15 protein-coding genes and 2 pseudogenes are annotated in these 25,259 nt (G+C 42.0%); 7 read left to right on the top strand and 10 right to left on the bottom strand.

Annotation, left to right across the window (positions count from 1 at the left end):
* The first annotated feature begins 160 nt into the window (after positions 1-160).
* Together V6W81_RS13505 and V6W81_RS13500 are read left to right on the top strand one after the other, a co-directional pair.
* A complete protein-coding gene (locus tag V6W81_RS13505; protein WP_338543711.1) occupies positions 161-775 on the top strand; it encodes a family 1 glycosylhydrolase in 615 nt (204 codons plus the stop codon).
* Positions 776-814: 39 nt separating this feature from the next.
* Positions 815-904: pseudogene (locus V6W81_RS13500) on the top strand (TetR/AcrR family transcriptional regulator); the annotation flags it as partial.
* A 103-nt stretch (positions 905-1,007) separates the two neighbouring features.
* Here V6W81_RS13500 and V6W81_RS13495 read toward each other — a convergent pair.
* Positions 1,008-1,748 carry an SDR family oxidoreductase gene (locus V6W81_RS13495; protein WP_338543709.1) on the bottom strand — a complete coding sequence of 247 codons (741 nt, stop codon included), beginning with the start codon at positions 1,746-1,748 and terminating at the stop codon, positions 1,008-1,010.
* A 231-nt stretch (positions 1,749-1,979) separates the two neighbouring features.
* Between V6W81_RS13495 and V6W81_RS13490 the strand changes: the two genes are divergently transcribed.
* Positions 1,980-2,612: a TetR/AcrR family transcriptional regulator gene (locus V6W81_RS13490; RefSeq protein WP_338543707.1), complete on the top strand. Its 633-nt coding sequence runs from the start codon at positions 1,980-1,982 to the stop codon at positions 2,610-2,612.
* Between the two features lie 216 nt (positions 2,613-2,828).
* On the opposite strand, the gene V6W81_RS13485 is transcribed toward V6W81_RS13490, so the two are convergent.
* Entirely contained in the window at positions 2,829-3,683 is an 855-nt protein-coding gene (locus tag V6W81_RS13485) for an AraC family transcriptional regulator (RefSeq protein WP_338543705.1), read from the bottom strand.
* A gap of 582 nt (positions 3,684-4,265) precedes the next feature.
* On the opposite strand from V6W81_RS13485, the pseudogene V6W81_RS13480 reads away from it, so the two are divergent.
* A pseudogene (locus V6W81_RS13480) lies at positions 4,266-5,468 on the top strand (DUF4091 domain-containing protein).
* Entirely contained in the window at positions 5,468-5,968 is a 501-nt protein-coding gene (locus V6W81_RS13475; protein ID WP_338543703.1) for a GNAT family N-acetyltransferase, read from the top strand. The pseudogene V6W81_RS13480 and the gene V6W81_RS13475 overlap by 1 nt, the downstream one beginning before the upstream one ends.
* A 170-nt stretch (positions 5,969-6,138) precedes the next feature.
* Here the strand turns inward: V6W81_RS13475 and V6W81_RS13470 are convergent, their stop codons facing one another.
* Both V6W81_RS13470 and V6W81_RS13465 read right to left on the bottom strand, forming a co-directional pair.
* A complete protein-coding gene (locus V6W81_RS13470) occupies positions 6,139-7,098 on the bottom strand; it encodes an alpha/beta fold hydrolase (RefSeq protein WP_338543701.1) in 960 nt (319 codons plus the stop codon).
* Between the two features lie 182 nt (positions 7,099-7,280).
* The gene (locus tag V6W81_RS13465; protein WP_338543700.1) at positions 7,281-10,634 is read right to left on the bottom strand and encodes a DUF5107 domain-containing protein; all 3,354 of its coding nucleotides are present in this window, start codon (positions 10,632-10,634) and stop codon (positions 7,281-7,283) included.
* A 168-nt stretch (positions 10,635-10,802) separates the two neighbouring features.
* Here V6W81_RS13465 and V6W81_RS13460 point away from each other — a divergent pair, with 168 nt between their 5' ends.
* Positions 10,803-11,702 (top strand): AraC family transcriptional regulator, encoded by a 900-nt coding sequence (locus tag V6W81_RS13460; RefSeq protein WP_338543699.1) that lies wholly within the window; start codon positions 10,803-10,805, stop codon positions 11,700-11,702.
* A gap of 68 nt (positions 11,703-11,770) precedes the next feature.
* On the opposite strand, the gene V6W81_RS13455 is transcribed toward V6W81_RS13460, so the two are convergent.
* Positions 11,771-12,604, bottom strand: coding sequence for a helix-turn-helix domain-containing protein (locus V6W81_RS13455; protein ID WP_338543698.1), 834 nt, complete (start codon positions 12,602-12,604; stop codon positions 11,771-11,773).
* Positions 12,605-12,702: 98 nt separating this feature from the next.
* Between V6W81_RS13455 and V6W81_RS13450 the strand changes: the two genes are divergently transcribed.
* Positions 12,703-15,021 carry a beta-galactosidase gene (locus V6W81_RS13450; protein ID WP_338543696.1) on the top strand — a complete coding sequence of 773 codons (2,319 nt, stop codon included), beginning with the start codon at positions 12,703-12,705 and terminating at the stop codon, positions 15,019-15,021.
* 134 nt (positions 15,022-15,155) lie between these two features.
* On the opposite strand, the gene V6W81_RS13445 is transcribed toward V6W81_RS13450, so the two are convergent.
* The 5 genes from V6W81_RS13445 to V6W81_RS13425 all read right to left on the bottom strand — a co-directional run bounded on the left by V6W81_RS13445 (position 15,156) and on the right by V6W81_RS13425 (position 24,990).
* Positions 15,156-19,640, bottom strand: a complete 4,485-nt coding sequence (locus V6W81_RS13445) for a glycosyl hydrolase 53 family protein (RefSeq protein WP_338543694.1) — start codon at positions 19,638-19,640, stop codon at positions 15,156-15,158.
* A 34-nt stretch (positions 19,641-19,674) separates the two neighbouring features.
* A complete protein-coding gene (locus V6W81_RS13440; protein WP_338543693.1) occupies positions 19,675-21,219 on the bottom strand; it encodes a DUF3502 domain-containing protein in 1,545 nt (514 codons plus the stop codon).
* A gap of 321 nt (positions 21,220-21,540) precedes the next feature.
* On the bottom strand, positions 21,541-23,112 hold the full coding sequence (locus V6W81_RS13435) for a DUF3502 domain-containing protein (protein WP_338543692.1): 1,572 nt from the start codon (positions 23,110-23,112) through the stop codon (positions 21,541-21,543).
* Positions 23,113-23,209: 97 nt separating this feature from the next.
* The gene (locus V6W81_RS13430) at positions 23,210-24,103 is read right to left on the bottom strand and encodes a carbohydrate ABC transporter permease (RefSeq protein ID WP_338543690.1); all 894 of its coding nucleotides are present in this window, start codon (positions 24,101-24,103) and stop codon (positions 23,210-23,212) included.
* Positions 24,104-24,123: 20 nt separating this feature from the next.
* Positions 24,124-24,990: an ABC transporter permease gene (locus V6W81_RS13425; protein WP_430701355.1), complete on the bottom strand. Its 867-nt coding sequence runs from the start codon at positions 24,988-24,990 to the stop codon at positions 24,124-24,126.
* Positions 24,991-25,259 lie beyond the last annotated feature (269 nt).

Below are 25,259 nucleotides of genomic sequence, written 5' to 3'. Positions count from 1 at the left end.
ACAACTGAACATTAAAGAGGTATTATCTATTCCATAAGTAAATACAAATCGATTGAAGATTGTTACTGATCATACAGGCAAGACTTCAGCAAAAATGGGGATAATATATCCTATATTTTGTTGAAGTCTTTTTTTATGTCTTCGTTTTGGAGGGAGTTTAGTGGTAATAAAACAAGTCATTAATAACAATATTGCCATAAGTGTGGATGCCCAAGGGGATGAAATCATACTGATTGGTAAAGGTTTAGCATTTAATAAAAAAAAAGGCGAGGAAATTAATGCTGAGCTTGTGGAAAAACGCTTCTATTTAGAGGATAAAGGACTGTATGCTAAGTTTAAAAAACTTCTCAAAGAAGTTTCCGTCGAAGATATCAATATATCTGATGACATCATCAGTCTTGCTAAAAGAAGACTTAAAAAAGATTTAAATGAAAGTATTTATATCTCATTACCGGATCATATTAACTTAGCCGTAACACGAACAAGAGATGGATTGGATGTAAAGAACGGACTACTCTGGGAGATAAAGAAAATATATAAAGAAGAGTTTATCGTAGCCAAAGAAGCTGTTATTGATGGAGTGGAACTAATGGGTTACACCTACTGGGGGCCGATTGACATTGTCAGCGCCGGAACTGGAGAATTGAAGAAAAGATACGGATTTATTTATGTTGATCGGGACAATGAAGGAAAAGGAACATTCAAAAGAACAAGAAAGAAAAGTTTCAATTGGTATAAGAAAGTGATCGAAACCAATGGGGACGATTTAACCTAAATAAATTCATATGTGATAACTTATTCTCTACACTTTGTGTGGTGGGTCGTCGAATCCATGCCATATACACCAGAAGAGATGGTCGAACAGATGAATAAGATTCTTGAGGCAAGGCTGCAGCTATGGTGAGCATCTGTTGGTACAGTAAATGATAGATAACCTCAGAGATAGGCATACAAAAAGGGACGTTAAGAGCAACGTCCCTTTTTACTTATCTTCTAACTGTCCTGCATTACCAAGGTATTATTCCTTCTTCATTAGAGAATGTTCCTGTAGGGCCGTTCTCATCCATGAGAACAAAACGAAGCGCTAAAGCAGAAGCCTGTTCGACAGAGTTCGTACCTTGGAAATTGTTCATATCTGTTGCTGTAGATCCAGGACATATCGCATTGACTTTGATGTTAGTTGAGGCAAGTTCTTTGGCGAAGGCAACAGTAACTGCGTTAAGACCTGTCTTGGAGGGACCATAGTAACCGTAAAATAATCCATCAGGTTCAAGGGTGCGCGTTAAGGAACCCAGTTCACTGGAGATATTCACGATACGTCCAGCTTCAGCTTCACGAAGCATTGGCAACATTGCTTGCGTAACAGCGATGACTCCAAATACATTGGTCTCGAATAATTCCCGAATCTTATCCAGAGGCACCAAGCTTGCGGTAAATGCCCTCCTAATATCCTCTTCAGTTGTAAGTGATACACCATTAAAAGAGATGCCCGCGTTGTTAACAAGAACATCCAGTCGTCCAAATTCACGCTTGATCCGTTCAGCGGCTGCGTTAACTGATGAATGGTCAGTTACATCTAACTGGAGATTATAGGCTTCCGTTCCTATATTTCTCGCAGCTGTTTCACCATTTTCGTAATTGCGGGAACCGATTAATACAGTGAAACCTTGTGATACGAGGTCTTTGACAATTTGATACCCAATTCCTTTATTAGCTCCAGTAACCAAAGCGACGGGTTTATTATGCATTGTATTTCTCCTTTGACTTCTTAAGTTGTATTTAGTCCATTTAGTGTTGAGCGAAATCCTTAAACGGAACCATGTTCCGATTATATACGGAACATGGTTCCGATTTCAACACTTTTCTATTTTTTTAGAGTCTCAGGGATCAGGTCTGCATCCTCAGTTTGTTGAGTAAGCGAATTTTAAATAGTATAATGCTCTGATGGATATGGTTTAAATTTGAGAGGGGCATTTCGTATGAGCCAGAAAGAACAAAATACTGATAATAATGTGGAATCCCAAGATCATAAAGATCGATACATACGTGCAGATGCAATGCGTAACAATTGCGCCCTGCTCCAATCTGCTCTGAATGTATTCACAAATTCTGGAGTCGATGCGCCAATCCGGGAAATTGCCAAGCAAGCAGGTGTGGGAGTTGGGACAGTATACCGCCATTTTCCCCAAAGATCGGATTTGATTCTGGCTGTTATTGAACAGAAAATGGATAAGTGTGCAGAGGCTGCAATCACCTTGGCTTCTAACCATTCACCTGGTGAAGCTTTAGCTTTATGGATGCAAACATATGTAGACTTCATTTTGTCCATACCCGGACTTGCAGCAGCATTACATTCAAGTGATCCTGCATATGAAGCACTGACAAAGTCTTTCGATAGACGTTTTGTTCCTGTATTAGAAAACCTAATTGATACTGCATCAAAGTCTGGTGAGACATGCCCCGATATAAGCTCAACCGGTTTGTTGAATGCAGCTTCCAGCCTATGCCTTAAGATCACTAACTTTGATCCTGCAGTAGCCAAAGATTTGGTATCTTTGCTCATAGATGGGATGCGATATCGTTCCTATATCAACCAACAATCCTCCAAATGAGCATGTGGATAAAAGACTGATTCTCATTTCGCGGTATCCCTTAGTAAAAAGGACTTAATAGGAAATTAACTCTTCAATAAAATAAAAAAAGTCCGCCATCAATATGATTGGCGGACTTTTGTTTGTATTAGACTCAATAATCAGTTTAGATGAACGTTAGATAACAATGCATTGCCATGAGTGGAAGACAACTATTAGTTCATCTTCACGTTATCTTCAATATGTTCTTCTATACTCTGTCGGATTCATATTTTTGTATTTCTTAAAAAGTCGACTGAAATACAGTTGATCTTCGAATCCCGTTGTTAGTGCAACTTCTTTGATACTTAAATTTGTGTTACTGATAATTTCACATGCCTTTTCCAATCTAATATGGATCATATATTCCTTAGGCGTATATCCCGTGATCTCTTTAAATACATTGATATATCTGCTCACACTCAATCCACTAATCGCTGCAAGCTCCACGACGGTTATCTTTCGATTGTAGTTCAGATACATATAATTAAATGATAGATTAATTAATTCGCTGCTTTTGCTTTTGCGAGCAGTTAGCTCTTGTTTACCGTCTTTACTTGAAATGTAGTGCAGAAGTTGAAGCAACATAGCGGACAAGAGAATATGATTGTTACTGGTTTTCTCTGTAATCTTGTGGATGAGCATGTCGAATGTAGCTGGCAGCCAATCGTTAATTCCAGTTGTAATTACATTTCTATGATCGAAATTTAATTGTTGTAATAGCCCTGGAATGCCATACCCCGAAAAGTGTATCCAATAGCAACTTAATGGGTCATTCTCTACTTGCCCGTAGTAATGTTCCTCACCCGGCTGATAAATAAATATTTCACCAGCTTCGATACATTGTTCCTCGCCCTTAAATCGAGCCAACGAACGCCCCGAATGAGTATACACAAGCATATAATCTTTCCTACCACTTTTTCTATGTGTTGCAGAATGATACGTGTTGTCAAATCCATAATAGCCCGCGCTGTTTACCTGGACATATTCATTATTGATTGGTTGACTTTCAACGTATTCATCACTATGTACATAAGCTGAGTAGTATTTCATACATCCTCCAAATACTCATTTTGTCCATATTATTACTCATTTTATTTATAGTCGTAATCGACATTATAATTTATACTCATCACCATAGCAAGTGAGTAATAACACCACAAGATATGGACGTGATCTGTTGTGAATTTCCAGCAAACCATTTTGGAGACCCGATGCTTGAGCTCACTCACCAAGGTTTTTCCCGATACCGAAATAACGGATTCGACAGTTGCCAGCGCTTCTGGACTACGGAATGAAACGGTATCCTTTCAAGTCGCGTATCGTGCCGCAAAGTTAGTGAAGGGACTTAAAGTTACTGTTGATTCTGGCGCGCTTAATAATGTTGTAGTTAGACAAGTCGGTCTCGTCCCTTCAGAGCTTCCCTGCTATCACAATCATGATGACTTTATCTTGCGAGACACGCCTGGTCTATTTCCCGATCCACTGTATCCTTTGGTGGAAGGTGAAGACATCATTGCTTTTCCGGGACAGTGGCGTTCCCTCTGGGTCACCATCTTCATTCCGGAAAACTGCGAAGCCGGACATTACTCCATTTCGGTGTCCATTCAGGACGATGAGAAAACATACAGCAGTATGGAATCTTTTACGCTTGAGGTTATCGCTCACAAGTTACCTGATCAAAAATTAATCCATACGGAATGGTTTTACACCGACTGTCTGGCAACATGGTATGAAGTAGATGTCTTTAGCCCCGAGCATTGGAAGTTGATCGACCGTTATATGGATAATGCAGCGAAACACGGCATTAACATGCTGTTAACACCGCTCTTTACACCGCCGATCGAAACTAGAATAGGAAACGAGCGATTGACCACACAACTGGTGGGAATTCAAAAGGAAGGTGATAACTACCATTTTGATTTCAGTATGCTCGATGTTTGGATTGAAAAATGTAAATCGCATGGCATACCATATCTTGAAATGGCGCATCTGTTCACCCAATGGGGAGCACATCACGCACCCAAAATCCTAGTAACAGAAAATGGTACACTGAACCAGTTATTCGGTTGGCATACCGATTCTCAAGGCAGCGACTATACCCATTTTCTAAAGCAATTTTTGCCAGCACTTGTGCAATATCTGGATGAGAAAAACTTGCAAGGGCGTGTATAATTCCACATTTCAGACGAACCCAAGCCCGACCGGCTTCAGGAATATGCAAGTCTCAGCCATTTGGTAAGTGATTTGATTGATGGCTATCCCATTATGGATGCCATTTCAGACTTGGAAGTTTTAGAAGCAAGCGCAATGAATAATCCGGTGCCTTCTAATGATGAAATCAATGATTTCCTTGAAAACAAGACCGAAAATCTATGGACATACTATTGTTGCATGCAAGGGGAAGATTATCTTTCCAACCGATTCTTCAATATGCCCTCCAATCGCAACAGAATCATAGGCTTGCAGCTTTACAAATATGATATTAAAGGGTTCCTTCACTGGGGTTACAATCATTGGTATACAGGCCTCTCTGTTAAGAAAATCAATCCTTATTTGAATACCGATGCTGGGTATTGCTTCCCTTCTGGTGATGCATTTCTGGTGTATCCTGGTGAAGACGGTCCGATCGATTCCATCCGTTCAGAAGTTTTCCTCGAAGCGCTGCAAGATTTGCGTGCTTTGCAGCTTCTTGAACAATGGATCGGAAAAGAGAAGGTGCTTCAGCTGCTCGAAGAAGATTCCGGATCCATAACTTTTGAGAAATATCCGCAGGATCTGCAATGGTTGCTTAACATCAGACAGAAAGTCAATAATTTGATCAAGGAGAATATATAATGAAAAAATTTGATATGCTCGTCAAACTGTATGAATTACCCCAACTCCATACCGAGAACCCTTCACTCCAGGCTAACGGAATTATAATTCGCAGGCCAATGGCGCTTGATAAAGACAAGGTCATCCATTTCATCAAAACCAACTTTAGCACGATTTGGGCCAATGAGTGCGACGTCACGTTTACGAACACACCGTTCTCGTGTTTTGTTGCTGTTAAGGATAATCAGGAGATCATTGGTTTCTCTTGTTATGACGCAAGCGGCAGAAATTTCTTCGGACCGATTGGTGTTAAGGAAGAATATCGAGGATATGGTTTAGGGAAAGAACTGCTGCTACGCACGCTGTATGCTGTTAGAGAGCAGGGCTATGCATACAGCATTATTGGAATGGTTGCCGAAAAGAATGCTGCATTCTATCAAAAGTCTGTTGGTGCAGTTGAAATTCCGGACTCTTACCCAGGTGCGTACAAGGATGCGTTAGGAATTGAAAGCTGGGAGTAGTGGTCTTTACCCTCTCAAGCAATCAAACGATGTAATCAATGATGTTATTAAATTTATCGTAAAAGAGAAGCAAAATAAATATCTTAAAAAACCCACGTTGATTCGTTCAACGTGGGTTTTAGCCATACAAATTTAGGAGTGAACTTGTTTGGCGTGATCCCTTTTCACAACTACATTTTGAGCAGAAACTGCATCGTTTTGTCCTGAAAACAAGGAAGGTGCTCATGCCCAAAGTCAGGATATAACTCCAAGGATTTTGGAGCCTTGATTTTGTTGTATGCCGCAAATTGTGTAGAGGGAGGACAAATGGTATCCATTAAGCCTACAGCCATAAGTACTTCTGCTTCAATTCGTGGTGCAAGATGCTGGATATCAATGTAACCTAGACGTGTAAAAATAGCTTCTTTGCGTGTATGCTGTGGATCGAATTGCCGAAAATAGCTCCGAAGCTCCTGATAGGCATCCTTTGCTAGATCCATCTCCCACACTCTTTGATAATCACTGAGGAATGGATAATAGGACGAAACACGTCGAATTCGTGGTTCCAGTGCAGCACATGCAAGTGCCAAGCCTCCACCTTGTGAACCTCCAATAACGCCTATACGATTCGGGTCAATTTCAGTTCGATTCATGGCTAATCCAGCCAGTTGAACAGCATCCAGAAAGATATGACGGAAAAGCAAATCTTCTGGCTTTGAGTCTAGTCCACGGATGATGTGTCCGTTATGCGTTGTCCCCTTTACATTACCTACATCTTCTGATAATCCACCCTGCCCCCTGCAATCCATAGCAAAAACGGCTATGCCAAGTGAAGCATAACTCAACAGCTCCGACCAATCGCTGCTACGCCCTGTATAACCGTGGAAGCTAATGATAGCCGGATGCGGACGTTGAACATGTTTCGGACGCACATACTTCGCATGAATGCGAGCCCCACGTACACCTGTGTAATACAGGTGGAAACATTCCGCATGGGGAACCTGGAAGGAACTCGGCACCAGTTCCACTTGTGCGTTCGTTAATTTCATTTCATGCAAACCTTGCTCCCAGTATTCATCAAAATCAGTCGGAAGAGGATTTCTACCTTGATACTGGTATAGCTGTTCTAAGGGCATATCGATTAACGGCATAAAGTTTCTCCTTTTGACAACGTAGTAGTCTACACATTCATCTGATCACGATTTCATCGATTCCTCCTAGAACCGCAATACAAATGAAACTCCGGAACTGGTTGTCCCGGAGTTCACTCCATTTAACGATTCTAGCTACAATAGCTTTCAATCACGTTGTGCTGCCTTGAAACATTAATGCTTTAGCATAATTCCAAGTGAATTCTGGCTCCCTGGTGGTTAGGTTCCAACTGTATCGCTTCATTGAATCGTTTTTTGGCCTCTTCTTTTTTACCGAGACCCAGTAATCCAAGACCAAGCATGAACAGGCAGTGGGTTTGATTACGCTTGTTCAGATCGTCTTCAAATACCAGAAAATCAGGTAACGATACGGCAAAGTAATCAATTTTAACATCATCAAACAGATGTCTTTCTGCATAATCAATCAGCTTGTTGAAGCGACGCTTTGCTTCTTTTGAATTGTTCAGTTGATCCCACGCTAGCCCTTGATAGAATATCATCTCTGGCGGCTGATCATTATAATACATCGCACTAGCAGGTTCTTCTAACCCCTCTGAGGCAAGTTGCCAATGGACGATGGCCTCTTCTTGCTTGCCAAGTCCCTGATAGGCGAGACCCAGTTCATAGTGCACATTGTTTTCTTGTGCGCCTTCGAGCTTCCCTTCGCCCAGATTCTCAGGATAATGGAATGCCCGCTGTAGAAGTGAAATAGCATCTTGATACGATTCTCGTTTGTTCTCCTGCTTCGCAAGCTCAACTAGCGCAAGCGTATATTGTCCTGTCGTTTTCCCTTCTCCCCCTTCCCAAGGATGGAAACGTCGACCTAACAACAATGACAAGGCTTCATTATAGTTGCCCAAAGTATTCAGCAACGTAATATATTCGAGATAAAGGTCGTCACGATGTTCGACAAGATACATATGTTTCTGAAGTTTCGTCAACCGTTCCTGTGCAGAAACGCCAGTCTTTTTATATAACTGATCTAGCTCATAAAAAACGCGGGCATCTTGTTGATCACATTCAAATGCTTGGTTAAGCGATTTCAATGAAGCAACTGCATCATTTTGTTTATTGTAATAAGCCAACGCAAGATTGCGGTGTGCTGTTGCGAATGTACTGTCAAGACGAATAGAGATTTCCCAATGATGAATGGCGTCTTCTGCTCGTTTTTTATCATAATAAAGGTTTGCTAGATAATAATGCGCTTTACTATCTGATGGATTTTGGTTAACCGTATGCAGCAATACGCTCAGATCGAACAGGCTATTCGGGAAACAATAATCCGGAGCAGCCTTCTCTCCAAGGTTACGTTCTTGCCCTGCTTTATCGCTCTGTCCCAACTTGTCATAGACATAAGCTAGTGTGTAATGAACCATCGGATATGTCGATCCACCCTGTAACGAGCGTATTTCTTCTAACACATGAGCTGCTTCCTCGAAAAAGCCACTTCCTGCATAATCCCAAGCCAGATTCAAGAAGTTATGTGCATCATCTCGCATGAACTGGTATAGCTCAGTTTGTACGGCATGAGCCTCCTCGCTTTTAGCTTTTGCTTCAAGATTCATGAATTTTTCGTATCTTGCACCGAAATCGGCAATATCCATCGTTAGCGTTTCATCGGCAAAAGCAATGGCCTCTTCGTGACGGCCTAATTTGCGAAGCAGCGCCGTTTTCACCAATCTTGATTTGTAGTTTCTAGCATTACGAACCAGTGAACGTTCTACCAGATCTAGCGCTTCCAGATAGGCTCCCCGCTCGGATGCAATCTGGCTTAATGCATAGTAACCACTATCCTGATAAGCCGAAGACCACACTGCCTTATAAAATGCCTTGAAGGCTTCTTCATTTCGTTCTTGAAGTCGAAGCGTTAAGCCAAGTTGGTAGTAAGCTTCACTATCGTATGGATTAGGGTTGCGCCAGGTCAATGATTGGATAGCCGTACGGAAATGGGTTTCCGCCTCTTCCAGTTCTCCTCTTCGAAGCAACAGCGTACCATAAGCGACATTCAGACGGATGTCAGTACGATCTCTTCTTAAGCCTTCCTGATAGTAGTCTTCCGGTTCGAAGGTAGCATGTCGATATTGCTCCAAATGAAGTCCGGCAAGATACAATTGTTCTGTGCTTTTCAGTTCTTCTGGAAGAGGCAGCGGCTTCGCGGCATCTGGAATCTGTTCAATGGATGGCTTGGCTGGTCTATAGCTGATGAGTAAGTTCTGTTCAGAATCACGTACTGTTAAAAGTAAATCATAAGGCTGGTCTCTATCATCCAACGTAATGACCGATTTATAAGTTAACTCTGGAGATAAGGTTACATTTTCCTTCACATACGTACGTTTATGTCCCTTTAATTCGACTGTCGCGCCTTCAAATACAGATGTAGCATAGGCCATGACTGTCGCAACTCGAAGTGCTTCATCCACTTCCAAATTTACTGCAGCATCGATGGAAGCGTTCTTAACGACTCCAATATTTTTGTAAGGCATGAAATACTGGGTAAACGATTTTTCTTCATATGGCTGGAGCCATGTAAAATCAGGTTGGTTGTCGGTGAATACACCAGTCATCAACTCAATGTAAGGTCCATCTTCATCCGTTAAACTTCGATCCCAAGCTTGACCGAATTCGCCATTCCCCCATGTCCATTGCTTCTTACCTGGAGAAACATGATGATTGGCTACATGCAGCAGTCCTGCCTGGACACTATGGTCATAACCTCCCACAAAATTATAGTCAGACTTGTACGCCATGTATGAAGTAGGAACCGGTATATTTTTGTATCTAGAGATATCGACACCCTCAGAATAATCCATTTTGTAATACGTACCTGTAGCAATAGGGAATTTCGACACATCTCGTTTGCCGTGATCAAATACAGCTGTCACATCTGGAGGAAATACCGTTTGAGTATGGTCATTCACTGCTACGGCAGGATTTGCCCACCATAAGAACGTTTGCGGTTCAGACGTACGATTGTACATCTGTGCAGTAATTTCGATATAGGCTTTGCCTGGATACAATGTGAAACCTGTCGTTACTTTAGTACCGTACATTCGATCGATCTCACTAACCCACACCGTAGCGCTACCATCTTGGTTCTCCGTAACCGTGTGTTGTACAGCTCCAAATGTATTAGGTCGGTGATGCTGCGGCCAGTTAAACTCGATGCCTCCTGAAATCCATGGACCAGCAAGTCCAACAAGTGCCGGTTTAATGACACGATTATAGTAAACGAAATCATAATTGTTTGTTTTATCTAATGCACGGTAGATTCGACCACCAATTTCCGGCATGATCTCGATTCGAACATATTCATTTTCGAGAATAGCCATTAAATAGGTCTGAGATACTTTTTCATCCAGAATCTTATCAATAACCGGAAGTGGGTATACTCGTCCAGAGCTGCCCTGGTATACTCGCTTCTCCAGAAACATGGGATTCTTGTCGGGTTTACCTGTTCCGTAGGTAGGGATTTCAACTTTTTCCTCCCAAACACGAACCTGATTAGATACAGCCGATGATGAATCATTTGTACTCATATGTGATCCTCCTTCGTATTTATAGCTTTAATTTAATGCCTTTCTAGCCGTTATACAATTAACGAAAGTCGGTAGTTAATGGATTATATTCTTATAAAAAGTTTCAAGCGATCCGTATTTAATCAGGGATTATATGATAACATCATAAAATATTCTTAAGAATGGAGGATGTTTGAGATCGAGAAGGATTGGAATTTGAAACCAGATGGGTTTGAAGAAGAAAAAATATTTATCCAACCTGAATTCATGCTCAGAGAATTACAGAATGAAGCATTAACAAGTCAATTCCATGTTAGTGATATCGGCTTATTTCCAGCAGCTAAATTTCATTACAGAGAAAGACCTAACGGTTGCCCTACGCATATCCTCATGTATTGTGTCCAAGGTGAAGGCTGGGTGGAGACCCATAAATTAGTTCACATTCAAGCTAGGCAACTTATTGTTATTCCTGCTGAAATGCCACATCGATACGGTGCATCTAACGAAAATCCCTGGACCATTTACTGGATGCACCTTACTGGAAAGGATGCAGAATCGCTGATCCGCACATACGCCTTGGACTCAGGACCCCTGCCTTTTACATTAAACTTACACGCTAGATGGATAGATGATTTTGAACAATGTTATGGCATGTTGTCCGATAAACCGTACGCTATGAACAATCAGATTTATGTATCACAATGTATCCGGCACCTTATTAGCCACGTCGGTTTGAGTTTGATCCATTCTCTTCAAGATATTAAGGGTGAACGATACATGGACCAGGCTGTGCAATACATGACTGATCGAATTACGGATTCTCTTTCGCTTGTAGATTTGGCAAGCCATTTAGGTTTATCGAAGCAGCATTTGATTTACTTATTTAATAAAGAAATGGGCGTTCCTCCTATTGAGTTCTATCTCAGACTCAAAATGCAACGAGCTGGGCAAATGTTGTCGTTATCAGATAAAAGTGTAAAGGAAATATCCGGAACTGTAGGGATCAAGGATCCTTATTATTTCTCGAGATTGTTCAAAAAAATAATGGGATGCTCCCCGACCGAGTATCGGAGCATCCCAAAAGGTTAATCTAAACCGAGAAATGAAATCACAGTATTCGAGATATATTCTTTACTTTGCAGATTCTCGCAGAAAACTCATTTTTTTCGCTTGCGAAATGCAGACGGGGTCTCTCCAAATGCTTCGCGAAACTTTCTTGTAAAATGAATTCCACAATCATAACCTACATCTGCTGCAATCTCGGAAATTTGCCGATTCGTACCTGTTAGAAGCTGTGCTGCTTTTTCAAGTCTAAATTTATGGAGCGTATTCAAAATGGTGTCGCCAACCTCTTCCTTAAACAAATGCAACAGCCTTGACGTTGATAAGCAGCTTCGACTTGCAAGCTCCGGAATACTAACCTTCTGAGCAGGATAGGTCTGTAGTTCATGTAATATGTCCACGATTCTAGGATCCATAGAGTTAGGTGTTTCTGAGGGGAAGGTTTGTTTGATATGAATTAACGTCTCCTCCAAAGCCAACTCTGCCAAACGACGATAGATTTCGGAGCTTGCACCGGGCAGTTCGTGTCGAATCAGCCGTCCCAATGCTTCCTCTACCTGCGCTTTAGCTTCGTCAGAAGTCAGCTGAGAATAAACAAATCTTTCCTCCAATTCAGGCAATCGAAGCCAAGTACTCCAATTCGGGTCAGGGATAAAGTGAACCCATACAAATTCCCAATATTCATTTTTAGTACCGTAATGATGCGGATGACCTGGCATGATGATCGCCACATCTCCCTTTGTACAAGTAATCTTTCTGTTGACAGTATGTAGAACCCCTTCCCCAGATATGGTATAGATCAACAACCAATCACGACTTCCTGATGGCCGATAAATCTCATAATCCTTCTGTTTATGATAATGCCCCGAGATTAATATGCCGTAAGGGCGGATATCGTTTATAGCATAATCCACATGTTTTTCAGCCATTGGAACACTACCTCACCGTATTCATTTTTTGTAAATTATAGATGTATCTCAAAACTCATAAATTGTACAGAACATATCACAAGGAGGAAGATTCAACAATGAGCACCCTCTCCAAGCTAGATTTAACAAACATAGCCCAAAAAGAGATTCACCAAGGAAAGTTAGGTATCCATGGTGGCTTTAACCCTGCAGGAGATTCATTCGGTTTTACAAACTTCTATATGACACGTAACGAGCAGCCCTTCATCCCTATTGTTGGCGAGTTCCACTTTTCTAGATTCTCCTACCTTCATTGGGAAGAAGAATTGTTAAAGATGAAAGCAGGTGGTATTCATATCGTAGCCACTTACGTATTCTGGAATCACCATGAGGAAGAAGAAGGTAAATTTAATTGGGAGGGAAATCGCAATCTTCGGCATTTCATTGATTTATGCGCTAAGCTTGATTTTCCCTTAATGATCAGAATTGGCCCGTTTTGTCATGGCGAAGTCCGCAACGGCGGTATTCCCGATTGGGTATTTGGGAAACCGCTTGAAATTAGATCCAACGACCCTGAATATTTGAAGCTGGCTCGTCGTTTATATCGAGAGATATATAGTCAGATAAAAGGTAGTTTTTTCCAAGAAGGTGGACCCATTATTGCTGTGCAGCTAGAGAATGAGTTCATGCATTGTGGTGCACCTAATGATGCTTGGGGGTACAAAGCTGGCAAGTTTCTGTCTTCAGGAACAGGCGGCAAAGCGCACCTAGCTGAATTGCAACGGATTGCAGAGGAAACTGGAATCAGCCCACTATTCTTTACTTCAACAGCTTGGGGCGGAGCGGCAGTTCCCAATGAGAAATTCCTGCCCATGCTGGCAGGTTATGCCTATACGTCATGGATTCCGAATCAACCACCGAGCACCGAGTTTCTTTATCGTGACCTACATGCTCACCCTGCAGAACCCGTAGATTTTGAGATCTCACAATACCCTGTAGCCTATTGCGAGATGGCTGGTGGGATGCAAGTGAGCTACAACGCACGCCCGTATGTTCCGGCTGACAGTATTGAAGCTATGACACTCGTGAAGCTGGCAAGTGGAAGTAACTTACTCGGATACTACATGTATCACGGTGGCTCCAATCCCGTAGGGAAGAAAAGTTATCTCAACGAACAGTTCCTTCCTAAAATCACGTATGATTATCAGTCTCCACTCGGTGAGTTCGGCAGAGTCGGAGCTTCCTATGACCGAATCCGCTCAATTTCATTATTCCTAGAATCTTTCGGCTCTCTCCTTGCACCGATGAGAACGGTATTACCTGAAGGTCAATCTACGATGGACCCAACAGACAAGGATTCGTTACGTTGGTGTGTTAGATATGGAAAGAATTCCGGATTTGTCTTTTTGAACAACTTTCAAGATCAAGTTGAGCTTCCACAGCGTCCTGTACGGATCGAACTGGAAACGCATGAGGGAAGTATTGCTTTCCCTGACAGTGGAGAATTAGATCTCCCCGCGGGACTTGGACTCATGCTGCCATTTAATCTAGATCTACATGGAGTTTCACTTCAAAGCGCTACTGCGCAGTTATTAACTGAAATTGAAGCAGACAATGAAAGAACGATTTTCTTCTATGCTCATGAAGGATTAAAGCCAGAGTATGTGGTTCGCAAAGAGAACCTAACCGATGTACACGTTGGTGAAGGTACGCTACTCGATAAAGAAACGTACTATGTGATAACTCCCACGGTGAATAAGCATGACGCGATTACATTCATTACTGCCGACGGTACTTCTATAAAGTTTGTCACCTTGTCTAGAGATGAGTCACAGAAAGCATATCGATTCCAATTGTGGGGACAAGATACACTTGTGATTAGCGATTGTCAGGTTACTTATAGCAACCATCAGCTTCGTTGCAGCTCTAAGGGATTATCTCGTTTCGAACTTTCTCTGTACCCTGCGCCTAAACAGGGTCTTCAAACCTTAGGAACTGACACGATATCTTCTCAAAAAGCAGGGAAACTGGAAACGTATTTAATTGAATTACCTGAGTATACTCCAGGTATTTCGATTACTAAGCCCGTGGAAAAATCAGCCGTATTAGAATTTACAGGAGATTGGCCTGCTCACGTACAAGACGTCTGGCTCGAAATGGATTACGAAGGTGATGTGGCAGAGGCCTTTCTCAACGGAGAATTAATTACTGACCATATTCAATACGGTAACACATGGTCGATTGGTTTAAAGGAATTTTACACCAAGCTCGAGGCTTCCACCCTTCACTTGGCCATTACTCCTGTTCGCAAGGGCACTGTTCATACCTTCGTCAACCAGGCTCAAGTAGAACGGTTCGAGGGAGTTGAGATAGCCGAATTCCACCGAATTGAAGCCATCCCACAATACGAGCTTTCTCTATTCCCAGCTAGACAATAAACGGGATGAACACATACAGCATTCAACGGGGTGAACGCTTATTGCTTCATCCCGTTTGTGTTATGTTCTCACATCTTAAATAATAAACATGCCCATGGACTACATGACATCTGTGTCCATGGGCATCTTTATTTTTACTGCAGTGATAAGATCTGGCTACGCTGTTGAATCAGCTCGTAGACCATAACTGCCGCTTGAGCCCGGGTTAAGCTCAATTTCGGAGCAAATTTACCATCCCCCATACCTTGTAGTATTCCAGTAGATTTTAACTGATGAACAGATTCGAGTGCATAACCACTAATGTCTTTTTCATCACTAAATTTGCTGTTAACATCGAAATTTTCAAAACTTGTTCCACTTGTTTGGAGCATGTTGTACAACATCACAGCTGCATCCTGCCTTGTTAACTGATCGTGAACGCCGAAAGTGCCATCTCCACGTCCAGTAATCACACGAGCCTGCTCCGCTGAAACGATAGCTTGGCTATACCATTTTCCAAGACTAACATCGCTAAAAGCTGAATTCGAGGAGACCGCTGGAAGTTCAAATGCACTCACAAGCATCTGAACAAACTCTGCCCGAGTCACCGTTTTGTTCGGTGCGAATTCCCCATTAGGTAATCCATGAATCATATTTCTCGCGGATAAGCCTTCAATGCTTGGTTTCGCCCAAGTGATACCTTCGATATCCCTATAAGAGTGCTCAACACTAGCAGGTACAATAAGACCAAGCTTATGAGTAACAAGTTCCAACCGAGCTCGCTCCGGATTGTAGTTGACACGTTTGATTACTTGCGGAGCTTGCATTTCATTTTGAACATAAGCTACCATCGTATGTTCACGCTCCCCTTCCTGAAGTGCAAACGGAAACGTGAGCTGAACTTCAGATTGATCTGGTAGCGGTAGTTGCTTTCCAGCGATAAATAATTGTACGTGATATGCTCCATGTTGAGATGTGGCCTTTTGAATTGCCCATCTCTCAGGTAAGGACTCTTTCGCAATTGAAACTAGAAGTGGGGATGACGCATCATCATCGCTCAATTGTGTTAACACGCTTATAGGAATGTGAATAGATGAAATGGGTGTCACAATGGAAAAAGACTGGATTTTACTATCAAGTAGACTTTTTATAGGTAGTTCGAGTTCAGCCTTTTGTATCGCTGTCTTAGATTTCATTTGAATGATAATGGTTTGCTGCCGACTGGACTGTACTGCCGACACAATGTCAGCCGCTTTAATACTGGCTTTGATCAGGCCATTTCGATCTGCTTCCGCTTCAATAGAGAGCGTATTTCCTGAGATTGCTGCATCTGGTCCATCTGCCACATTATTTGGCGCAGAAGGTGCGGCTCCTCCGGCGCTTGTACCCCCGTTAGATCCGGGATTGGATACAGGTGGAGTTTCCTGACCAGGATTCGCCGGGTTCGATGGGTTCGATGGGTTTGACGGATTTGACGGTGTCTCCCCCGCGTCTTCACTTCCCTTATAACCAAGTTTGACATCGTCAATAAGTGACCAATTTCCGGCTCGTGCATCGCTATAAAAGCCTATGGTCAGTTTGCCTTTCGTTACACTTGTATTCAGACTTACCTGACTCATACCATGAGTGCTAGGTATATCCATCTTCACTGGCTCAGAATCACCGTCCTGCATGAACATATAGTACTCGTTTTGCCCGCCCCCATTATAAATCCAAGCGCTAACGACATACTCACCTGCAGGAATATCAGATATGGTTTGGGTAATTTGGGTCTTATATGGATCATCCATCCAACTTGTCAATACATACTGCCCTTCTTTCACCGCACTATGCGCCTGGGCATAGGAAGCATACGGTGTTCCAGTTAATGTCCATCCAGGAACATCATAAGAATCTGCACCTTGCTCCTCAAAACCGTTGTTTACAATCTGAACTTCTGTTGCAAGCCGTAGATTGATACGCTCGGTTGTCTGTTGTAGGGTGACTTTGATATCATTCACTTCTGCACTCATATATCCATTTTTTGTCGCTTTTAGAATGTATGAAGCACCCGTAGGAACTCCATCTAAACGGTAGCGTCCATTGGCATCAGATATGGTTTCATACTTTTGATTATCCAATACTGCAACGACAGTAGCACCAGCAACGGATTTACCCTCAGGTTCACTTACTTCACCGGCTATACTACCGATGTTCTCGACAAGTTCAAAATTAACTTCAGTTGTTGTTTCTCCAATACGCACACTCACTGAAGATTTTTCGGCTGTCACGTATTTTTCTTTAGAGACAATGACGGTGTGATCCGATCCTTCAGGAACATGTAAAATAGTGTATTTGCCGTGTTCATCTGTAAGAGCAGAGTATACTGTACTCCCCACTTTAACTCGTACATCAGCAGATGCTAATGGCGCATTATTCGAATCTCGTACCACACCATGAATACTGCCCGAATTCAAACGCACGACAAAGTCTACACCTGTAGATGTCTCTCCAATAACGACGTTAACTCCGGAGCGCTCGTCAAGCGCGTAGCCGATTTTCTCTGCCTTCAAAGTATAATTAAGACCTTCTGGCAGATCAGCCAGTCTATATTCTCCATTGCTATTCGTTTCGACTGTATGTTTGATGCCGTTTTCCATGAAAAACACGTTTACCTGTTCTAACGGTCGGCCTTCCTCATCAACCACAGTGCCTGACACTGCTCCTCCTTCAAGAGTAAAATCACTTGTGGCCATCTCACCATAGACAATTTCAATAACGCTATTCGATGCCTCAGTGTAACCCGGTTTGTAGGCTCTAATGTTGTACTCTTCACCAGGGAGAACATCTGGAATGAAGTAATGCCCGTATCGATCAGTTATACCTGATTTCCATTCACCTTCAATTTGGACTTCAACCTCCACGCCCTCCAGTGGTTTTCCCTCGCTGCCTGTCACCACTCCAGAAATCATACCAACAGTTGTTCCACTGATGTTATAACGGTAGGCATCATGAACAGGCAGTGCTTTGCCGTCAAAATCAAACAGTGTCGTATTGGATACAGCATTTATGTCAGGCTGATCATCACTTTCTTTTAACGCCCAGCCGATCCCTGGTACATCAATCATAATGGGATCCCAGTACAAGTTGCCGATTACTCGACCTTTGTCGACAGACTTCAATCCATTAAATAGCTCAATCATAAAGTCTCGTTGACCTTCTGGCGTACTCAATTCAATAGGATACGGCCCAATATCGGTTAGCTGACCCGTTTCACCATTAGGGAGAGTAGGATTCCAGTTGTATCCTGACTCCATAATCATGATATCTTTATCGTACTTTTCACTAATTCGTTCCGTAAATTCGAGAATAGGTTCTATTTTCTTTTTTGTCCAAAACGGATAATATGAAGATCCTATAATGTCATATGGAACATCATAACTTTCTACACGATCGAAGAAAGCTTCATATTTATCGTAGTTTCCAGCATCATCAAGATGCAATATCACTTTTGCATTAGGAGCAACCGCTTTCACGGCATTGGAGCCAGAAGTGAGGAACTTTGCCAGTGTTGGCCAAGTCGTACTTCCTGCCTTACCATACGGAAACAGTAATCCACCATGCATTTCATTCCCCAATGAAACGAATTCTGGTGTAGTACCTTGGTCTTTCATTGCCTGCATCACTTCTGTTGTGTAATCGAACAGTAACCGATCTAAAGCTTCAATCTTCGCATTTTCGTCCGGTAATGAATTGATCTGATCTCTCCACTCTTCTGGAATGATCTGATGTTCACCATTCGACCAATAATCACTATAATGAAAGGTTAGTTGAATTTGGAGCCCAGCGTTTTTGGCACGTTTGGCTAGCTTTAACATATCTGCTTTATCCATAATTCCTTCGGGGACATAATATTTCCCATCTCCCCGCCCTTTGCCGGGATTGTTATACACACGAAGCCGTACAATATCCTGACCATTTTCTTTGATAATCTGGAAAACATCCTTTTCCTTTCCTTGCTGATCAAAGTACCGTGCCCCATTAGATTCCATATAGGTAAGCTGGGATACATCGCCTCCTTTTAGAAATTGGTACGGGTTGTCATCTTTCACAAGCTCGATGTGATCTAGACGTGACCATTGATTGGAATCTCCTTCGGAATGTAATCCAATAGTAAGCGTACCGCTAGTTACATGAATACCTCTAATTGTAACTTTGGTCCACGCTTCAGATACAGGTAATGCTGTCCTTTCTTCCGATGCCCCGTGATCTCGGGCAAAAATATAGTTCGGCTTTTCTCCGCTGCTGTTCTGTGTCCAAGCTGTGAGAACGTAATAGCCCTCCTCTAGGTTCGCAACTGTCTGAAAGGTTTCCACGACATAAGCTTCATTAGAAGCATGTTGTAGGCTATGCCCGCTTTCATATCCCGTCTCAGTGATTCGGGAGGCCTCCTCATTCCCAGCGTGACTCCACCCATCAATCCCTTCTGACGAGTCAACAGATTCAAAATCAGGATTTATCAATTGATGAGTAAGTACCTTTGGTTCGCTAGATTCATCTTGAGCAGCAGAAGCTGCTTCTCCCCAAATTCCGAAAGCAATTCCAAAAATCAAACCTAATTTCAGACTGTATTTCACCAAGTTTAGTTGCCTTATTGACACAGTTTCACCCTCCAGTCGATATGCTAGTGATGATTTACTCCGTTGCCCTATATTCATCAGCCTGCCTCTTAGCTTCTTGCAATATTTCATGGTAGCCTGCTTTTAATGCTTCCGATTTAAACTTCTGAAAAGACTCGTCCACGTCGTGTACCATTCCGCTCTGAATCGGCGTTAACCATTGAATTGCAACTCGATTCATCTGTTCCAGCTGACCTCTAACGGTTGTAGCGTTAAAATTAAATCCTGCGTAACGATTGGACACCAGTTTATCTTGGAGATTAGCCTTATGAGCCTTGTAAGCTTGACTCCATTCTGCGTTAGGGGGAAATGTACTCTTATTAGTAAACCAAAAACCAGATGCATCCGGAGGGTAATCATTGGCTTCCGGAGTGATCCCTTCTGGGAGCGTTATTAATCCATCACGTATAACGTAGTTCTTACTCTCAATCCCAAAATAAACTAACCGGCTGTAATCTGGGTCTTCCATAATTAAATCCAGCACTTGCATCGTAAGCCCTGCGTGCCGTGAATTAGCTGGGATAGCTACACCGTTATTGGAGTAAGGATCCATCAGATAGGTGCCCTTTGAGGAGAGATTCGGAATAATCTCAACCTCCCAACCATTTTTCTCAGCTTTTATCAACGTAGTTTGAATATCATTGGTATTACCAAAGGCAACGGCGGAACGACCTGCTTCAAATGCATCTTTGCTACGTTCCTTATTCACGATTGCATCTTGATTGATATATCCTTTGTCATACCAAGACTTCACAATTTGAGCTGATTTCAGGAAACTACTCTGTAATGGTTCTTCAAATACAGACAAGATTGTTCCTTGAGGATCATCCCAACTTGTAAAAACACCAGAGAAACCGTTGGTGGTTGTAATCGCATCTGCGACTGCTGGCCCGAATTCCCACTGCAGATTGGAATGAATTTTCGTTAAATCATATTGTTTGTCCACTCGGATAGGCGTCATCGACGTTTCACTCTGCTTAATGGCTTTTAGATAGGGTTCAATCTCAGAGAACGTATTTATTGCAGGAACATTGTACTTCTTTCTCAAGTCACCTCGAATTAATGTCACTGGAACCTTTACATCAGGAGCGGATGAGGGAATCATGTACATCTTCCCGCCAATTTCGGCTTCCTTCCAAGCCTTTTCTTTTTGCACCGCGTAATATAGTGGCATATTCTTTTGGATCATAGGTTTACTAATCTCGAGAAAACTTCCCTGTGCTACTTCGCGGTTGTAATAGGTCCAGTTACTAGCAAAAATGAAATCCACACTCTCATCCGAGGAGAGCACCATCGGGTACTTGGTTATAAGCTCATTCCAAGCAATATACTTCAGACGAATGTTCACTTGGAGATCTTGTCGCAAGCGTTGATTCAGTTCCTGCAAGACATCATTCAGACCGGCTGGTGGGCTTCCTATTAGATAGCCAGTGATGGTTGTAACTTCATTGTTAAACTGGTCTTTTCGTTCCATATCGTTGTTACGAAGAACTATGAAAAAGATGAGAGCCAAAGTAACGCCCGCAATCATACTTGCTAGAACCCATTTGAATGTCTTCACTAGAAAATCCCTCCCTGGTCATGTTACATGCTTTCTGTCCATGAAGGGGAAATACCTTTTTTAGTTGCTATACTAAAAACAAAATGGCAAACTACACAGGATAAGCTACACCTCCTAGAAAATCAATTTCAAACGAATGAATGTATGCGTTTTCAAGTTGTTCGTTTCATTATAATGTAGCTTCTAACGATGCAGAATAATGCTGGATTATGATTTCCTTGGTTAGATTATGGAGTCTTGCGCAAGAAAAAAAGAAACCCTTCAAAGACGAATGAAGAGTTTCTTTGGTCTGATCGAACGTGCAGCGAATGCTGTGCTGAGTTATTTCTTTTTTTCATGGAACTGTTGTGTCTGCTGTTCCGCTTCGGCAAGGACTCTATCAAAGCCGGCTGCTTTGGCTTTTGCTTCAAGTTCTGCATAAGCCTGTTCAACATCCTTGACAACGCCACCTTGGATTGGTAATTGATACTGCGTAGCAACCGTATTCAGATTCGCTAGTTCCGTTTTGATCGTTGAGGTATCTGCCGAGAAGGCATTGTATATATAAGGGACTAACATATCATCTAGCGAATCTTTAAGAGTAGTATATTGTTCAGTCCAATTTGCCATCGGTGGAAATTGGGATTTATTCGTAAACCAGAAACCAGCTGCATCGGGTGCATATGTGTTGTTATCTGCTGTCACTCCATCTGGAAGATCAATTTTGCCATCCTTCTCCACATAGTTAACCCCTTCAATACCGAAGTAAACTAACTTGTTATACGATGGTTCCTCCATGATTAAGTCCAAGGCCATCATCGCACGGTCTGGATTTTTGGTTCCAGCCGCAATGGCAATCCCGTTATTAATGTAAGGGTCTTGCAGGTAAGTACCTGTTGGAGATAGATTCGGTATAATTTCGACTTCCCATCCCTGCCCTTGAGCTTTGGCTAGCGTCGTCTGAATATCCGTTGTATTACCGTATGCTACAGCCGATGTGCCTTGTTCAAAGGCATCTTTGCTTCGTACTTTGTTTGACATGGCATTTTTGTTAATATAGCCTTTGTCATACCAGTCTTTTACGATCTTAGCAATTTGGATCTGCTGATCCTTGATATGAGGATCGAACTGGGAATACACTTTTCCATCTGGGTCATCCCATTCCGTATGTGTTCCAGACCAACCATTGGTAATCAGCATCGTATCTACAGTAGCAGGACCCATTTCCCACTGGAGGTTATAGAATGTCTTGGCGAAATCGTACTGACTATCTGCATTAATAGGGATTATAGCTGGTTCATTTGCTTTAATAGCTGCTAGGTAAGGCTCAAGATCCTGAAAACGTTTAATTTCCGGAATGCCATATTTCTTACGAAGATCTCCTCTAATAATTGTCACAGGTACCTTTTGATCCGGTGAAGAAGTTGGAATCATATAGACTTTATCGCCAATCTTCGCTTCATCCCATGCAACTGGATTGGTCGCTTCATAATGTTTAGGCATGAATTTCTCAATTTCTTCCATCGTTATTTCACGGAATGCGCCTTTGGCTGCTTCCTGGTTATAGTAAGCCCAGTTAGCTGTAAAAATAAAGTCTACGTCATCACCTGCTGCAAGCACGAGAGGATATTTGGATGCAAGATCCCCCCAGCCAATGTAACGGAACTCAATTTCAGCGTTAATATCTTCTGTTAGTTTTTTATTAAGTTCTTCCACAACTGCATTCATTCCTGGCGGAGCATCTCCCAGCAAATAACCTACAAGCTTAACATGACTTGACGTATCACCATCATTTCCTGCAGTGGAACCGCCTGCCTGTTCCCCATTCCCACTAGTACATCCTGAGACAATTACAGTTATTAATAACAAGCATGTCAACATTCGCAACCAACGAGTTTTCTTTACATTTTGCATGGATACAACCTCCCTTTTGTTTTTCGGAAAATGACCGTTCAATCTTGTTACATCAAACGATAGCCCCCATCACCTCCCTCGATCGTTAACCACGTAATTATCCTTTTACTGCTCCAACCGTAATTCCAGAAACGAAGTATTTTTGTACAAATGGATATAACAGAACAATCGGTCCTGTCGCAACGATGGTCAGTGCTAACTTTAATGACTCTTTAGGCATGTCTACCCGTGGGATGCTGTTGACCATTTGGGAAGAGAAGTTGGCACTGGATAGAATTTGATAAAGTGTGTATTGCAATGGATACAGTTCCTGTTTCTCAATGAACATCATTGGCGTCCACCAATCGTTCCAATAAGCTAGCGCTGTAAACATACCAATCGCAGCCATCGCCGGCTTGCATAATGGAAGGACGATTTGCAAGAAGATCCGAACGTCTCCTGAACCGTCGATTTTTGCTGATTCAATAAGCGCATCGGGGACAGAGCCATTCAAGAAATTGCGGAGAATCAAGATGTTAAATACGCTGAACATGCCTGCTAGTAGAAGAATGAGAATATTATTTTTCAGGTGCAATTGTTGTACGACTAACAGGTAAAAAGGAACAAGTCCTCCATTAAATAATGTTGTGAAGTATAAGAAGAAGGATAATGAGTTTCTATACTTTACATCCTTTCGAAACATGACGTATGCAGCCATCATAGACAAGAACAACGAGCTCGCTGTTCCTACGACAGTTACAAAAATGGTTATTCCATAAGCGCGAATCATCTTATCAGGATTTTGAAAAACCATCTTGTACGCTTCCAATGAAAATTCTTTAGGAAAGAACGCATATCCGTTATATATAATGCTGTGTTCGGAAGCGAAGGAGTTCACCAACACAATAAAAAATGGTACAACCGCCACAATGGCAAACAAACCTACAACGATATAAGCAATAATATTCAGGAGTACCATATCGGGCGTGCGAATACTTTTTCCTTTTCCCATCTCTTATCACCTCGTTTTTTCTAAAATAGTGCTTGATCCCGGTCGTACCGCTTAACAATTCCATTTGCAATGATAATAATGACGAAACATAATACGGACTGATATAAACCACCAGCTGAAGCCATTCCGAAATCTTGGCTTACAATGAGCGATCGGAAGACTAGCGTATCAATAATGTCGGTTGTATCCATTAGGATGCCGTTGTTACCAACAAGTTGATAAAACATATCAAACTCCCCGCGCATGATCCGACCAATACCAAGCAATAAAAGAATGATCGTTGTTGGTTTCAGGAGAGGTATGGTGAGATAGCGAATGCGTTGAAATACGTTAGCACCATCAATTTTGGCAGCTTCATATGCAGATTGATCTAGACCCATGATGGCTGACAAATAAAGAACGCTACCAAATCCAACCCATTTCCATACATAAAAGAGAGGAAGAATAACATACCAATACGAAGGAACAGAATAGATATCGACTGCATTAAAACCTAAACTCTTAAGTAGTGTGTTAACTAGCCCAAAATCAAAGCTGAACAGGTTATACACAATAGCTGATACGGCAACCCAAGACAAAAAGTATGGTAAAAACAAAAACGTTTGAGCCGTTTTTTTGAAAATTTTTCCTGCCATTTCAGCAATTAATACCGCTAGCATAATGGAAAAGAATAGATAAGCAATTAAGAAAACACTATTGTATAAGAATGTATTTTTCGTAACGAGCCACGCTTTTCCAGATGTGAAGAAATATTCGAAATTCGCCCATCCAACCCATGGACTACCGAACATGCCGTCACGATAATTAAAACTTTTGAAAGCAACAACCAGCCCTGCCATCGGAACATAGTTAAAAATAATGAAGTACAGTGCAATCGGTAGAAACATGAGATACAGAACTTTGTTCCGAAATATCTCCCGGAAGAAATCAGTAACTCGATGACTCGTTCTCGTATTACTGCCCGCCTTTTTAGCAGCAACTTTCATTTCAGTCGCCATACTCTCCCTCTTTTCTCTATTTTGTATCCGTTTACAATTTGGATCTAATTGAATTATAGGTGAGAGTCTGATGTATCAACAGAATGTAGAATTATGATTTTCTTGGTTAGATTATGGAGTCATGAATTACTTAAGAATGTTTATTGCTAAGGAGACAC

The organism is Paenibacillus tundrae, from assembly GCF_036884255.1.
GTDB lineage: Bacteria > Bacillota > Bacilli > Paenibacillales > Paenibacillaceae > Paenibacillus.
This window is presented reverse-complemented; position numbering and strand designations above follow the sequence as displayed.